The following is a 13,324-nucleotide window of genomic DNA, read 5'->3' on the forward strand; positions in this document are numbered from 1 at the left end:
CGGACATAACTAAAGCCCTGGTTGACCTTTTGCCCGCCAAACCGGGCCTGAAACCAGACTTGAAACCAGGCTTGAAACCAGACTTGGCCGGACGGCACGAATTTGGCAGAAGGTTGAGCTGACTCCTCCAGGGAACCCTTTGATGACGACTGACACGACGGCAGAGGCAGGGCGCGACTTCATCCGCGACATCGTCCAGGCCGATCTCTCCTCCCACAAGCACAACCGGATCGTGACCCGTTTTCCGCCGGAGCCGAACGGCTACCTGCATATCGGCCACGCCAAGTCGATCGCCCTGAATTTCGGCATCGCGCAGGAGTTCGGCGGCCAGTGCAATTTGCGCTTCGACGACACCAATCCGACCAAGGAGGAGCAGGAGTACATCGACTCCATCCAGGCCGACGTCCATTGGCTCGGCTACGACTGGGGAGCCAACCTGTTCTTTGCGTCGGACTATTTCGAGCGCCTGTACGATTGGGCCGAGGGCCTGATCAAGGCCGGCTATGCCTATGTCGATGATCAGTCGCAGGAGGAGATCCGCACTTCCCGCGGCACGCTGACCGAGCCCGGCAAGAACTCGCCGTTCCGCGACCGCTCGGTCGAGGAGAACCTCGACCTGTTCCGCCGCATGAAGGCCGGAGAGTTCTCGAATGGCGCCCGCGTGCTGCGCGCCAAGATCGACATGGCCGCCGGCAACATCAACCTGCGCGACCCCGTGCTCTACCGCATCCTGCACGCCCACCATCCGCGCACCGGCGACAAATGGTCGATCTATCCGAGCTACGACTACGCGCACGGCCAGTCGGACGCGATTGAGGGCATCACCCATTCGATCTGTACGCTGGAGTTCGAGGATCACCGCCCGCTCTATGAGTGGCTGCTCGACAAGCTGCCGGTGCCCTCGAAGCCGCGCCAGTACGAAATGGCACGGCTGAACCTGACCTATACGCTGCTGTCCAAGCGTGTGCTGACCCAGCTCGTCCGCGACGGCCACGTCTCGGGCTGGGACGATCCGCGCATGCCGACCATTGCCGGCTTGAAGCGGCGCGGCGTGCCGCCGGCGGCGGTGCGCGAATTCATCAAGCGCATCGGCGTCGCCAAGGCCAACAGCGTGGTCGATGTCGGCATGCTCGAATTCTGCATCCGCGAGGAGCTGAACCGCACGGCACTGCGCCGGATGGCGGTGCTGCGGCCGCTCAAGGTGGTGATCGAGAACTATCCGGAAGGGCAGGTCGAGGAGATCGAGGCGATCAACCATCCCGACAATCCGGAAGCCGGCACCCGCAAGATCGCGTTCGGCCGCGAGCTCTATATCGAGCGCGACGACTTCATGGAGAATCCGCCGAAGAAGTTCTACCGCCTCTCGCCCGGCAACGAGGTGCGGCTGCGCTATGCCTACTTCATCAAGTGCACCGGCGTGGTGAAGGACGACGCCGGCGAGATCGTCGAACTCCGCGCGACCTACGATCCCTTAACCAAGGGCGGCAACGCGCCCGACGGCCGCAAGGTCAAGGCGACGATGCACTGGTTGCCCGCGGCGCAGTCGAAGCCGGCGGAGATCCGTATCTACAATCAGCTGTTCGCCAATCCGAGCCCGAACGCGGCCGATTTCGCCGCCGACCTCAATCCGCAGTCGCTCGAAGTGCTGAAGGATGCGCGCGTCGAGCCGGCGATCGCCGAGAGTAATTCACCCGACCCGATGCAATTCGAGCGGCAGGGCTATTTCGTGCGCGATGCGGATTCGACGCCGGACCGGCTGGTGTTCAACCGAACCATCGGCCTGCGCGACACCTTCGCCAAGGAAGTCGGCGGCAAGGGCTAGCCGGGAGGAAGCGCGTCCCGCGCGGACAAGCGGACTGGGGGATCTATGCCCGATGAATCCGACGAGATTGCCTCCGCCACCATCGCCAGATGGTCGGCGGGTTTCAGCAGGCTCGATGCGAATGCGTTAAGCGCGCTCTATTCGAAGGGCGCGTTCTTCTTCGGCTCGAATCCGACGCTGTATCGCGGCCGCGACGGCGTCAAAGCCTACTTTGACGGTCTGCCGCGCTGGCACGCGCCGCGCGTTCAGTTCAGCGATGTCAGGGCAGAACGGGTCAACGCCGATCTCGTCAACATGGCGGGCATCGCGTCATTCTTCCTCGACGGCGATGCGCCCTCGCTCGCCGTCAAGATCACCTGGGTGATCGCGCGCGAGGACGGCGACTGGAAGATCGTCTGCCACCACGTCTCGTCGCAGACACCGCTGATCTAGATGTCGTAGTACAAATGGAACTCGTAGGGATGAGGTCGCAATCTGATGGGATCGACCTCCTTCTTCCGCTTGTAGTCGAGCCATGTTTCGATCACGTCGGCGGTGAAGACATCGTTGCGCAGCAGGAATGCGTGATCGCGTTCGAGCGCGTCCAGCGCCTGATCCAGCGACCCCGGCGTCGACTTCACCTCCTTCGCCTCGGCGGGCGGCAGGTCGTAGAGGTTCTTGTCGATCGGGCTGCCCGGGTCGATCTTGTTGCGAATTCCGTCGAGGCCGGCCATCAGCATCGCGGCGAAAGCCAGATAGGGATTGCAGGAGGGATCCGGCGAACGAAATTCGACACGCTTGGCCTTCGGGTTCGGCGAATACATCGGAATGCGGCAGCAGGCTGAACGGTTGCGCTGGGAATAGACCAGGTTGATCGGAGCCTCATAGCCCGGCACCAGACGCCGATAGGAGTTCGTGGTCGGGGCGCAAAGCCCGCACAATGCCCAGGCATGTGTCAACAGGCCGCCGATATAGTGGCGGGCGAGCTGGCTCAGTTCGGCATAGTCGCCCCTGTCGTAGAACAGATTGGTCTCGCCCTTCCACAACGACTGATGAACGTGCATTCCGGAAGCGTTGTCCTCGAACAGCGGTTTCGGCATGAACGTTGCGGTCATGCCGTTCTGGCGGGCGGTGTTCTTCACCACGTATTTGTAGATCATCAGATTGTCCGCCATGCGCGCGAGCGTGGTGAAGCGCATGTCGATTTCGTTCTGCCCACCGGTCGCGACTTCATGGTGATGGGCTTCGATCTGGATGCCCAGCTGTTCCATGGTCAACACCATTTCGGTACGGAGCGCCTGCATGCTGTCCGTCGGGGGCACTGGAAAGTATCCCTCTTTCGGGCGTGGCTTGTGTCCCAGGTTGGGCGCTTCGTTTGTGCCCGTGTTCCAGCTGCCTTCACCGGAATCGATGTCGTGGAAAGCGTAGTTGATGCCCTGTCCGTAGCGCACGCTGTCGAACACGAAGAACTCGGCCTCTGGACCGAAGTAGCTGGTATCGGCGTGGCCCGTGGCCTTCAGGTGGGTTTCAGCTTTTTGGGCGATGTAGCGGGCATCGCGGCTATAGGATTGACCGGTCACGGGGTCGCGGATGTTGCAGATCAATACCAGGGTGGATGAAGGGGAATACGGGTCGAGGAAAGCCGTGGTCGGGTCCGGGACGACCAGCATGTCGCTTTCCTGGATTTCCTGAAAGCCGCGGATCGATGAGCCGTCGAATCCAATCCCTTCGCTGAGGGCGTCTGCGCTCGCCGCGCTCGGCGGGACGGAAAAATGTTGCCATACCCCCGGCAGGTCGGTGAAGCGCAGATCGATCATCTGCACTTTCTCGTCCTTGATTGCCTTCACGAGATCTTCGGCTGTTGCGCATGTCGGAAACATGGCTTCACTCCTGTTATTGGAGAGCCGCGTCGTTGAGATTGTGCTGCCGTTCAGCCCCCGCGAGGCGGCTTGAGGAAGATCCTGCTCCACGTTCTGCGCTGCGAGCTGGCAGCCTCAGCTTTGGTGCGGACCGCGCATCAGCTTCATGGCGTCTTCGATATGGCGCCAGGTTCTGGCCAGCTCGGCCTCGCCTTTTGCTTCAAGCTCGATGGCGTTTTGGGCAGCTTCCGCAATGGCCTTGGCGCCATGTGCCTCGAGCAACTGCCGCGCATAGTTGTGGATTTCGATTTCTCGCATGGCGTCATACTCCTCTCGTCCTGAGCGCAACCGCAAATACCGGTCGGGCCGCGAACCGCAGACGTTGACACCTGGTCAAGCGCCCACAGTGTGCATCTTGCTGCGGCGCGATTGCAAGAGCGCTTTCCGGGCGCCCGGACCGCAGCATGGTCGTCGGTTCGCGGATCAGCAGCGGCAACACATCGCAGGTCGGACAGATGCTTTTTTGTCCGCGCCGCACCATGTCTTCGGAAGAAGGAGGTGAGGATCATGCGCATTCAACACTGGCAGGATGCTGCCAGCCTGTTGGTAGGCGCCTGGCTGGTCGCATCGCCGTTTGCACTGGGCTTTTCCGGGGCAGCTCTCTGGATCTCCATCGCGCTCGGATTGGGCGTCGTGCTGTTCGCCCTGGAGGCATTCATCATTCCGTCCTATCTGGAGGAATGGGGCGAGATGCTGATGGGGTTGGCTCTGGTGGTGGCACCCTGGACGTTCAACTACCAGCAGGGATCGGTCACGACGAGCAGCGTGCTCGCCGGCGTCGTGGTGATCGTGCTCGCGTGCTGGGAGCTGGCGATGGATCGTGATTTCGCCACCTGGTGGCACGATCGCTGGCATCACCGAGCTGGCTGAGAGGCAGCTGATTGAGACGTTGGCCTGACCGCCAACCCAAGGCGGCCGGAGAGGTTGGAACTGCGCAGCGCCGGATCCCCTCCGTGCCGCATCGGCGTAACGCGGATGCAGGTTCGACGAAGACATCATGCCCGAGACGGCGAGTACGGGACGATTCAGAAGCGTCGTCCCGCACGCGCTGGACGGCGGCCACGGCTCCTGCTGCAGGGTGAGAGTGTTTCGAGCGAAGTGGATACCGGTTCACGTAAGGAAAACGCGTCAAAACAAGATTCTGGAGTCCCCGTTCCGCTTCCATCGGAACGGGGCTCCAGTCGTCCGTCAGCAAGGTGACTCCGTCACGATGCGGCTTTCGCCTCGATCTGCTCCCAAATTCTGGTCTTGCGTGTCTCGGGCATGATGAAGACGGCGATCACGAAGCACACTGCGGGAACGACGATCGGGTAGATCAGCGCGTAGCCGATGCTGCCGGTCGCTGCGAAGGCGGCTGATGTGATGAACGGCACCAATCCGCCGCCCCAACCATTGCCGATATGATACGGCACCGAGACCGAGGTGTACCTGATCCTGGCCGGGAAAAACTCCGCCAGAAACGCGCCGACCGGCCCGTACACCATCCCGACGTAGCAAACGAGGATGAAGATGATGAAGACGGCGACCGGATAGTTGATGTGTCCCGGCTGCGTGACCATGCCGAGCCACAGATACAGCGGATAGTAGGTGATCGCGGCAAGCAGCATGCCTCCGAGGATCACCGATTTGCGGCCGATCTGATCCGACAGCCAACCAAAGAAGATCAGGCTCGGCGTTGCGATCAACAGTGCGGTTCCCACGATGTAGGCCGAGGTAACCGCATCGACCTTGGAGACCTGCTGCAGGAAGTACAGTGCCCAGAATTGACCACTGTACCAGACCACGCCCTGTCCAATCAGGACGACGATCGCGATCAAGATGTACTTGATGTTGGAGCTGAGGAATGCTTCCCGCCAGGGATTCCTGGTCATCTGTCCGCGTGCCTTGATCTCCTGGAAAATCGGCGTCTCCTGGAGCTGGAGGCGGATGTAGATGGCGATGGCCACCAGCAGGAACGAGACCAGGAACGGTACGCGCCACGCCCATGCGTCAAAGGCCTGATTGCCGGCCCAGGTTCGGGTCAGAACGATTACGGCCAGCGACACCACGATCCCGAGCGTCGGCGAGGTTTGTAGCCAGCCTGTGTAGTAGCCGCGGTGGTCATCCGGAACATGCTCGGCGACGTAGGTGATGGCGCCGCCATATTCGCCGCCCAGGCAGAGACCCTGGATCATCCGCAAGCCGAACAGAACGAATGCGGCCGTCAGGCCGATCGATTCATAGGTTGGGATGAGTCCGATCGCGCCCGTTCCCAGGCCCATTCCGCTCAAGGTAACAAGGAATGTATATTTGCGGCCGACCCGATCGCCCATCCATCCGAACAGGAAGGCCCCCAGCGGGCGAATCAGGAATCCCGCAGTGAACAGCGCGATCGTGCTCAGCAGGGCTGCGACGGGGTGGGATTGCTCAAAGAACTTGACCGACAGAACCGCGGCCAGACTGCCAAAAATATAAAAGTCGTACCATTCAATGATGTTTCCCACTGACGCAGCAACAATCACGCGACGAAAATCACTCGGTACTTGAATTGCCATGTGCTGCTCCTCTCAAATGCAAACGCTACGCCTCGCGTTTTTCAGCGATCTGTCCGCTCGCGGAGTGCGCGTGGTGCACGGCGTTGCAGGCGAGATTTTGCGAGTTCGTCCGCAACGCCTGATCTCAGGGGAGTTGTGGCCACCTGAGAGGAGCTCCAGCGGCCTTCAAGTGCCGCGAGCCGTCACTGCCTCATCCCCGTCTCTTTGGGAGTGGAGGCATCAGGACAGTCTAATCCCAACGGGATTGGTATCTTATGAGACTTTCGGCTCGATCGATTTGACGCAGGCGGCAGCTGTGGCCCGGCGCCAGGTCGGCGAGGCGCAGGACGATCCAGCTACCCGGGCGTTGCCGGGGCGGTATTCTGCATCCGTTCCGCTAGTCGGGTGACGGGGCCATCCGCTAGCCTGCCGCCCGGCAGGGATCGCAAGCGGAATGGCGGAGCAAGGCACGACGCCGGGCGGCAAACGCGGCTACGCGGGGACGTGGCCGCCGCGCGCAGTTGCGCCGGTCGGCGGCTATCTCCCGACGCGCGTCAGCATCTGGAAGCCTTTCGTCGAGACATCGCGGCAATGGGCGCGCGCGGAAGCGGGGGCGGGCCGGTTGTTGCCCTGGGTGCCGGTGGCGTTCGGCACCGGCATCGCCTTCTATTTTGCGGCCGAGCACGAGCCGGTGCTGTCGGTCGCGGCCACCGTCGCAATCCTGCTCTGCCTGCTGGCGCTGCTGCTGCGGCGGCGCAGCGTGTTTCCCGTCATCGCGATGCTGGCCGCGGTGGCCGCAGGCTTTGCGACGGCGACCTGGAAGACGGCGCGCGTTGCTCACACGGTGCTGGCGCGGCCGATGTTCTCGGTGGCGCTGACCGGCTTCGTCGAGACGCGCGACATCCGCGAGAAGACCGATCGTTTCGTGCTGCGCGTGGTTTCGATGGAGAGCCCGCGCGACATGACGAAGCTCGATCGTGTCCGGCTCTCGGTGAAGAAGGGCACCGCGCCCGATGTCGGCAGCTTCGTTGAGTTGAAGGCGCGGCTGTTGCCGCCGCTCGGGCCGCAGCGCCCGGGCTCCTATGATTTCGGACGCGACCTGTATTTCCAGGGCATCGGCGCCTCCGGCTTCGTGATGGGCGCGGTCAGGACCAGGGAGCCGCCTGCGACCGGCGGCTTTGCGCTGCGCTACGCCGCCTTCATGCAAGGCCTGCGCGACGCCATCGACGCGCGTATTCGCACCACGCTCGACGGCGACCAGCGCGCGATCGCAACCGCGCTGCTCACCGGCCGGCGCGATGCGATCTCGACGCCGGTCAACGATGCGATGTTCATCTCGGGGCTCGGCCATGTGCTGTCGATCTCCGGCTACCATATGGCCGTGGTCGCCGGCGTCGTGTTCTTCGCGGTGCGCGCGCTGCTCGCGCTGTTTCCGGCGCTGACGGCGGGGCATCCGATCAAGAAATGGGCCGCGGCGGCAGCGCTGGTCGCCGCGGCGTTCTATCTGTTGCTGTCGGGCGCGGAGGTCGCGACGCAACGGTCGTTCTTCATGACCGCCGTGGTGCTGCTCGCCGTGATCGTCGACCGCCGCGCGATCACCTTCCGTACGCTGGCGGTGGCGGCGCTGATCGTGCTTGCGATCGCGCCGGAAGCGCTGGTGCATCCCAGTTTCCAGATGTCGTTTGCCGCGACGCTCGGGCTGGTGGCGCTGGTGCAGATCGGGCTGCCGAACCTATTCGCGTCGCCCGACCATTCGGCGACCGCGCGCGTCGCGCTGTGGGGCGGACGTGAGCTCACGATGCTGATGCTGGCCTCGCTGGTGGCAGGGCTTGCGACGACGCCCTACGCCGCCTTCCATTTCCACCGCGTGACGCCCTACGGGCTGCTCGCGAACCTCGCGGCAATGCCTGTCGTGTCGGCGGTCGTGATGCCGGCCGGCCTGCTGGGGCTCCTCGCCATGCCGTTCGGCTTCGACGGCGTGTTCTGGGCGATCATGGGCCTTGGCATCGACTGGATGATCCTGGTGACGCAATGGGTCGCCGCACTCCCGGGCGCGGTCGGCCGCATGGCGGCGTTCGGCATCGGGCCGCTGATCGCAGCGAGTGCCGGCATCATCCTGCTCGGGCTGCTGCGCACGCCGCTGCGTTGGTCTGGCGCCGTGCTGCTGGTGATGGCCTCGGTTTGGGCGCTCAGGGTGCCGCAGCCGGACGTGCTGATCTCCGGTGACGGCCGCAACGTCGCGGTGCGTGGCGGTGACGGGCGGCTGCATTTGATGCACAGCGCCAAGGATGCGTTCCTGGTCAAGGAGTGGTTGGCGGCGGACGCCGACGCGCGGACCGCCACCGATGCGTCGCTCGGCGAGGGCGTCTCCTGCGATGCCGGCGGCTGCGTGACCCGGGGACCTGGCGGCGCCTTCGTCGCACTCGCGACCCGGCCAGAGGCGCTGGCGGACGACTGCGAGCGCGCAGGCCTGATCGTGACGGCGCGGCCGGCGCCGCAGGGCTGCGGGGCATCGGTAATCGATGCCGAGCGGCTGCGCCGCCACGGCGCGCTGGTGCTGCGACGGATCAGCGACGGCTACGCCGTCGATGCGGTGAAGCCCGGCGGGATCGACCGGCCGTGGTCGCCGGCGGTTCCGGGCGACGGCGAGAGCGAGACGACGCTGCGCGCGCCGGCCGCCGCGCCGCGGCCCGCCGTGGACGCGACGCCGGCCGAGACCGATCTGCAGGGCGATGATTAGCGGTGGTCCGGTGAGGGGCCGCTCGGCAGCTCGAACAGGCCGAGATGGTATTCGTCGGAATCGGGGCCGGCGTCGGGCTTCTTGACGAGGGTAAAGGAAGCCTCGGGAAATTGCTCCCAGACTTTCAGGTCGTCGGCCGTCACCGTCAGCCAACCGAACCGGAACATGTAGCGGCCCGGTTCCGTGACGCGTCCAGCCTTTTGCCATGTGACCTTATCGACCACCGCGCACGTCCTCCGTGCCCGATGATGCGCCAAGGCGCCGGCCGACGCAAACCTCCTCCTGCGCCCCGGAAGCGGGAGTCCGGGGTCGCCCGAAATTGCTTAGGTCATCCGCCGCCGAACAGCTCATTCCGCGGCGACGATGCGCTCAACCCAAGAACAGCGTTGCGAATGCGGAGGGCCGCCGCTCCACAACCTTCGGCTTCTGCTCGACCGGCGGATGCAGCGCCGGCAATTGCAGCACGCTGACGCGCTGTCCCTCGACCAGCTGGGTCACCAGCACATGGCTGCCGTCGGGGAATTCGACCGCATCATGATGCCGATCGGGCACGTCGGGCTCGACTTCGTTGAACACGCCGACGCGATAGTTCAGCGTCTTGGTCCAGATCCAGCGGCTGTCGTAGCGAACGTTCTCGGCGAAAGCGAGCTCGGTGCCCGGCAGCATGCAGACCGCGACAGTGGGATCGTTCTCCGAAGCAAAGCCGCGGGTCGACGTGCCGCGGAACGTCGTCGTGATCAGCGTCTCTCCGACAATGGCGGGGCGCGATGCCACGGCGTGCAGACTATAGTCACACATCGGATGGCTCCTCATTTCGAGGTAGCGACCCGTGCCTCTCCTTGAGGCATTAGGGCCTCTACCAGAGTGGACGATAGCGAACGAGCTTCTGCTCGTTTCTGGGCGATTGTACGACTGGTCCGAGACCGCCTCCGATCACAAACACGCGACGCTGCGCGAGAGGTATCGGAGCGCATCGGGCAGGCCGTACGCTACACTATCATGCAAGGAACGATCCGACGTGTTGCTCGTTCCCGGCCGCCGCAAGTATTTGCAATTCAGTATTTGCGATAAAGGCCGATCAGCTTGCCCTGGATGCGGACCCGGTTCGGCGGCAGGATGCGCACTTCATAGGCGGTGTTGGCCGGCTCGAGCGCGATCGATGCGCCGCGGCGGCGGAAGCGCTTCAGGGTGGCTTCCTCCTCGTCGATCAGCGCCACCACGATGTCGCCGGTATTGGCGACGTCGTTGCGCTGGATCAGCGCCATGTCGCCGTCGAGGATGCCGGCATCGACCATCGAGTCGCCGCGCACTTCGAGTGCATAGTGCTCGCCGGCGCCGAGCATGTCGGGCGGCACGCTGATGGTGTGGCTGCGGGTCTGCAGCGCCTCGATCGGCGTACCGGCGGCGATCCGGCCCATCACGGGGACCGCGACCGGACGGTTGCCGTCGTCCTCGGCGATCGGCGGCGTGCTGGCGCGCCGGCCGAGGGTGCCTTCGATGACGCTGGGCGTGAAGCCGCGGCGGCCGTTGCCGCCGCCGGCCGAGAGTTCGGGCAGCTTGATGACCTCTATGGCGCGGGCGCGGTTCGGCAGGCGGCGGATGAAGCCGCGCTCCTCCAGCGCAGTGATCAGGCGGTGGATACCGGACTTCGAGCGCAGGTCGAGCGCATCCTTCATCTCGTCGAAGGAGGGCGGTACGCCGGCCTCTTTCAGACGTTCATTGATGAAACGCAGAAGTTCGTACTGTTTGCGCGTGAGCATCTCGAGTATTCCCCCGGTTGATAGCGTCGTTCGATTCCGAGACTCTTCTGGTGGGGCCTGCAGGCGGGGCCTGACCTCAGGAGCATGTGCTCGTTGCACCTGCTTCCACGCGGCTTCCCGATTGTAGACACCAGTACTCGAAACAAATCATGAACGGACACTATATGTTCGATATGTGTTCCGCAACCACTTAATTTCCGGTGAACGGATCAGGCAACGCACAAGCGGCGGGGCGCAAAAACCCTATTCGGGCAGTGTCAGGATCTCGCATTCGCTGCCTTTGACGGCCGCAGCCGCGAACGGCGGACGCACGAGAAGTGCCCGTGCCGCAGCGAGATTCCCGAGCAGCGACGAGTCCTGCTGCGTCACCGGCATTGCGATCAGCGTCCCGTCCTCGCGCGCTTCGAGACGTGCACGCAGATAGTCCTCGCGCTGGTCGTTGGCGGCGAGGTCGCGGCCGAGCAGGGCGCTCGTGCGGCGATGATGGATCACTTTCCGGCCGTTCAGCGCCCGAATCAACGGCACCAGGAACAGGAAGGCGCAGACATAGGACGACACCGGATTGCCGGGCAGGCCGATCACCCGCATCGCGCCGAGCCGGCCATGCATCATCGGCTTGCCGGGCCGCATCGCAATCCGCCAGAACGTCATGTCGACGCCCTCGGCCTCCAGCGACCGCTTGACGAGATCGTGGTCGCCGACCGAGGCGCCGCCTGTCGTGATGAGGACGTCGGCGCCGGCCTCGCGCGCCCGGCGAATGCCGGCCGTGGTCGCCTCCACCGTGTCGGCGGCAACGCCGAGGTCGATGGTCTCGGCGCCCTCGGCGCGCGCCAGCGCCCGCAGCGCGTAGCCGTTGGAATAGACGATCTGGCCGGGGCCGGGTTGCGAGCCCGGCATCACCAGCTCGTCGCCGGTCGCCAGCACCGCGACCTTCGGGCGGCGGCGCACCGCAAGTTCCGGATAGTTCATGGCGGCCGCCAGCGACAGCGCGCGGTCGGACAGGCGGCTGCCGCCGCTGAGCAGCACCTCGCCGGCACGGAAGTCGACCCCGGCCGGGCGGATGTGCCGCCCGACGCTGGCGGCCTCCGTGATCGTGATGTGGTCGCCGTCGACGGCGGTGTCTTCCTGGATGATAACCGCGTCGGCGCCATTGGGGATCACGCCGCCGGTGAAGATCCGCACCGCCTCGCCGGCGCCGACCGTCCGCTCGAACGGCCGGCCGGCGGCGACTTCGCCGATCACCTTGAGCCGGGCCTTTAGATCAGCCGCATCGGCGGCGCGCACCGCATAGCCGTCCATCGCCGACATCGGCTGCGGCGGCTGGGTGCGCAGCGCGGCGAGGTCGTGCGCCAGGGTGCGGTGGTAGGCGGCATCGAGCGCGATCATCTCCTCCGGCAGCGGTTCGGCGCCGGCGAGGACGGCGGACAGGGCATCGGCAACCGGCATCAGGGCCACGCTCAGAGCTCCTCAATTCCTAATGTTCAAATACCAAGTGCGGTCAAAGCCCTTGCCACGTCATCCGTCGATGTCACGTGGATAGCATGAAGGCCGCGCGCCCGCGCACCTTCGATATTGGCGGCCAGGTCGTCGAAAAACAGGATCCGCGACGCCGGCACGCCGATGGCTTTTACCACATGATCGTAAGCCTCGGCGTCGGGTTTGCGGAAGCCGATGCTCGAGGACAGGAAGACGTTGCGGAAATGGCTGAGCAGCTCGGCATGGGCGACCGAGAAATGCGCGACATGGGCCGGATTGGTGTTGGAGAAGGCGTAGAGCGGCATCCGCTCGGCGGCCGCCGCGAGCAGCGGGGCGATGCCCGGCATCTCGCCGGTGAAGATCGCATTCCAGCCTTCGAGGAACTGGGCGTCCGTGATGTCGATGCCGAGTGTCCGGCGCAGGTTTTCGAAGAACGCCGCGTCGTCGATCCGGCCGATCTCGTGATGCTTGAAACTGTCGTCGACGACAAAGCGGGTGGCGAGCTCGGCGGGCGCACAGCCGGCATGCTGCGCCCAGTGCGCCATCACCTTCTCAAAGTTGATGTCGAGCACGACGCGGCCGATATCGAACAGCAGCACGTCGACGGAGTTGGGAGAGAATTGCGAGGTCATTGCATGAAACCGTGTACGAGAATTGCGGGCAGGCGGCAATGTCCTCGATTTCAGTGACCGGTGTGTGGATTGTACGTGGCGTTGCATTCATCGCGAGACTGTTCCCGCGCACACCACCGTCGTCCCGGCGAAGGCCGGGACGACGGTGAGGTTGGTTCGCGATTCAAGACGTCAAAAACCGCGGTGTCATCACCTGCGCATGCGGGTGATCCAGTATTCCAGAGACGCCGATGCTCGAGCGGAGGGGCCGCGGCGAAGCAGAAGGCGTGACCCTTCCAGAAGGAAGAACGAACGCCAGCTCGCGCCATATCCACCGCCGTCGTCCCGGCGAAGGCCGGGACCCATAACCACCGCATTTGATCAGGAACGGGATCGTGACCCCAGCGTCGGGCAACAATTCGCATTTGGGGTAATGGGTCCCTGTGTCTTGGAAGTCTGTCAGGATGAGGGTGGGCGGGAAGCCGTTGGGTCCTTGGCGCTTGA

General features: G+C 64.3%; 12 protein-coding genes. 4 read left to right on the forward strand and 8 right to left on the reverse strand.

The features are described from left to right. Nucleotides 1-142: 142 nt before the first annotated feature. Nucleotides 143-1,822 carry a glutamine--tRNA ligase/YqeY domain fusion protein gene (locus QJT82_RS36130; protein ID WP_028339669.1) on the forward strand — a complete coding sequence of 560 codons (1,680 nt, stop codon included), beginning with the start codon at nt 143-145 and terminating at the stop codon, nt 1,820-1,822. 45 nt (nt 1,823-1,867) lie between these two features. Next, nucleotides 1,868-2,254 (forward strand): nuclear transport factor 2 family protein, encoded by a 387-nt coding sequence (locus tag QJT82_RS36135; protein WP_028339670.1) that lies wholly within the window; start codon nt 1,868-1,870, stop codon nt 2,252-2,254. Here QJT82_RS36135 and glnA read toward each other — a convergent pair. Together glnA and QJT82_RS36145 are read right to left on the reverse strand one after the other, a co-directional pair. Then, nucleotides 2,251-3,681 carry a type I glutamate--ammonia ligase gene (glnA, locus tag QJT82_RS36140; RefSeq protein ID WP_028339671.1) on the reverse strand — a complete coding sequence of 477 codons (1,431 nt, stop codon included), beginning with the start codon at nt 3,679-3,681 and terminating at the stop codon, nt 2,251-2,253. The genes QJT82_RS36135 and glnA overlap by 4 nt on opposite strands. A 114-nt stretch (nt 3,682-3,795) precedes the next feature. Continuing rightward, nucleotides 3,796-3,978: a hypothetical protein gene (locus QJT82_RS36145; RefSeq protein WP_028339672.1), complete on the reverse strand. Its 183-nt coding sequence runs from the start codon at nt 3,976-3,978 to the stop codon at nt 3,796-3,798. A 249-nt stretch (nt 3,979-4,227) separates the two neighbouring features. Between QJT82_RS36145 and QJT82_RS36150 the strand changes: the two genes are divergently transcribed. Then, nucleotides 4,228-4,590 carry an SPW repeat protein gene (locus QJT82_RS36150; RefSeq protein WP_028339673.1) on the forward strand — a complete coding sequence of 121 codons (363 nt, stop codon included), beginning with the start codon at nt 4,228-4,230 and terminating at the stop codon, nt 4,588-4,590. Between the two features lie 335 nt (nt 4,591-4,925). On the opposite strand, the gene QJT82_RS36155 is transcribed toward QJT82_RS36150, so the two are convergent. Continuing rightward, nucleotides 4,926-6,254, reverse strand: a complete 1,329-nt coding sequence (locus QJT82_RS36155; RefSeq protein WP_028339674.1) for an MFS transporter — start codon at nt 6,252-6,254, stop codon at nt 4,926-4,928. Between the two features lie 433 nt (nt 6,255-6,687). Here QJT82_RS36155 and QJT82_RS36160 point away from each other — a divergent pair, with 433 nt between their 5' ends. After that, entirely contained in the window at nt 6,688-8,973 is a 2,286-nt protein-coding gene (locus tag QJT82_RS36160) for a ComEC/Rec2 family competence protein (RefSeq protein WP_028339675.1), read from the forward strand. Here the strand turns inward: QJT82_RS36160 and QJT82_RS36165 are convergent. From QJT82_RS36165 to QJT82_RS36185, 5 genes are all read right to left on the reverse strand, one after another. Next, entirely contained in the window at nt 8,970-9,197 is a 228-nt protein-coding gene (locus QJT82_RS36165; protein WP_028339676.1) for a hypothetical protein, read from the reverse strand. The genes QJT82_RS36160 and QJT82_RS36165 overlap by 4 nt on opposite strands. A gap of 145 nt (nt 9,198-9,342) precedes the next feature. Beyond that, nucleotides 9,343-9,771 carry a hypothetical protein gene (locus QJT82_RS36170; protein WP_026192810.1) on the reverse strand — a complete coding sequence of 143 codons (429 nt, stop codon included), beginning with the start codon at nt 9,769-9,771 and terminating at the stop codon, nt 9,343-9,345. A 257-nt stretch (nt 9,772-10,028) separates the two neighbouring features. Further along, complete coding sequence (lexA, locus tag QJT82_RS36175; RefSeq protein ID WP_016841600.1) at nt 10,029-10,733, reverse strand: transcriptional repressor LexA; 705 nt, start codon at nt 10,731-10,733, stop codon at nt 10,029-10,031. Between the two features lie 243 nt (nt 10,734-10,976). Next, entirely contained in the window at nt 10,977-12,188 is a 1,212-nt protein-coding gene (glp, locus tag QJT82_RS36180; RefSeq protein WP_028339677.1) for a gephyrin-like molybdotransferase Glp, read from the reverse strand. A 26-nt stretch (nt 12,189-12,214) separates the two neighbouring features. Beyond that, nucleotides 12,215-12,841 (reverse strand): HAD family phosphatase, encoded by a 627-nt coding sequence (locus QJT82_RS36185; RefSeq protein WP_028339678.1) that lies wholly within the window; start codon nt 12,839-12,841, stop codon nt 12,215-12,217. Nucleotides 12,842-13,324: the final 483 nt, after the last annotated feature.

Source organism: Bradyrhizobium sp. Mp19 (assembly GCF_029952935.1).
GTDB lineage: Bacteria > Pseudomonadota > Alphaproteobacteria > Rhizobiales > Xanthobacteraceae > Bradyrhizobium > Bradyrhizobium elkanii.

What these genes read in the sequence shown, in the direction of transcription:
- QJT82_RS36130 (WP_028339669.1), top strand. Translation starts at nt 143, where the DNA reads ATGACGACTGACACGACGGCAGAGGCAGGGCGCGACTTCATCCGCGAC.
- QJT82_RS36135 (WP_028339670.1), top strand. Translation starts at nt 1,868, where the DNA reads ATGCCCGATGAATCCGACGAGATTGCCTCCGCCACCATCGCCAGATGG.
- glnA (WP_028339671.1), bottom strand. Translation starts at nt 3,681, where the DNA reads ATGTTTCCGACATGCGCAACAGCCGAAGATCTCGTGAAGGCAATCAAG.
- QJT82_RS36145 (WP_028339672.1), bottom strand. Translation starts at nt 3,978, where the DNA reads ATGCGAGAAATCGAAATCCACAACTATGCGCGGCAGTTGCTCGAGGCA.
- QJT82_RS36150 (WP_028339673.1), top strand. Translation starts at nt 4,228, where the DNA reads ATGCGCATTCAACACTGGCAGGATGCTGCCAGCCTGTTGGTAGGCGCC.
- QJT82_RS36155 (WP_028339674.1), bottom strand. Translation starts at nt 6,254, where the DNA reads ATGGCAATTCAAGTACCGAGTGATTTTCGTCGCGTGATTGTTGCTGCG.
- QJT82_RS36160 (WP_028339675.1), top strand. Translation starts at nt 6,688, where the DNA reads ATGGCGGAGCAAGGCACGACGCCGGGCGGCAAACGCGGCTACGCGGGG.
- QJT82_RS36170 (WP_026192810.1), bottom strand. Translation starts at nt 9,771, where the DNA reads ATGTGTGACTATAGTCTGCACGCCGTGGCATCGCGCCCCGCCATTGTC.
- lexA (WP_016841600.1), bottom strand. Translation starts at nt 10,733, where the DNA reads ATGCTCACGCGCAAACAGTACGAACTTCTGCGTTTCATCAATGAACGT.
- QJT82_RS36185 (WP_028339678.1), bottom strand. Translation starts at nt 12,841, where the DNA reads ATGACCTCGCAATTCTCTCCCAACTCCGTCGACGTGCTGCTGTTCGAT.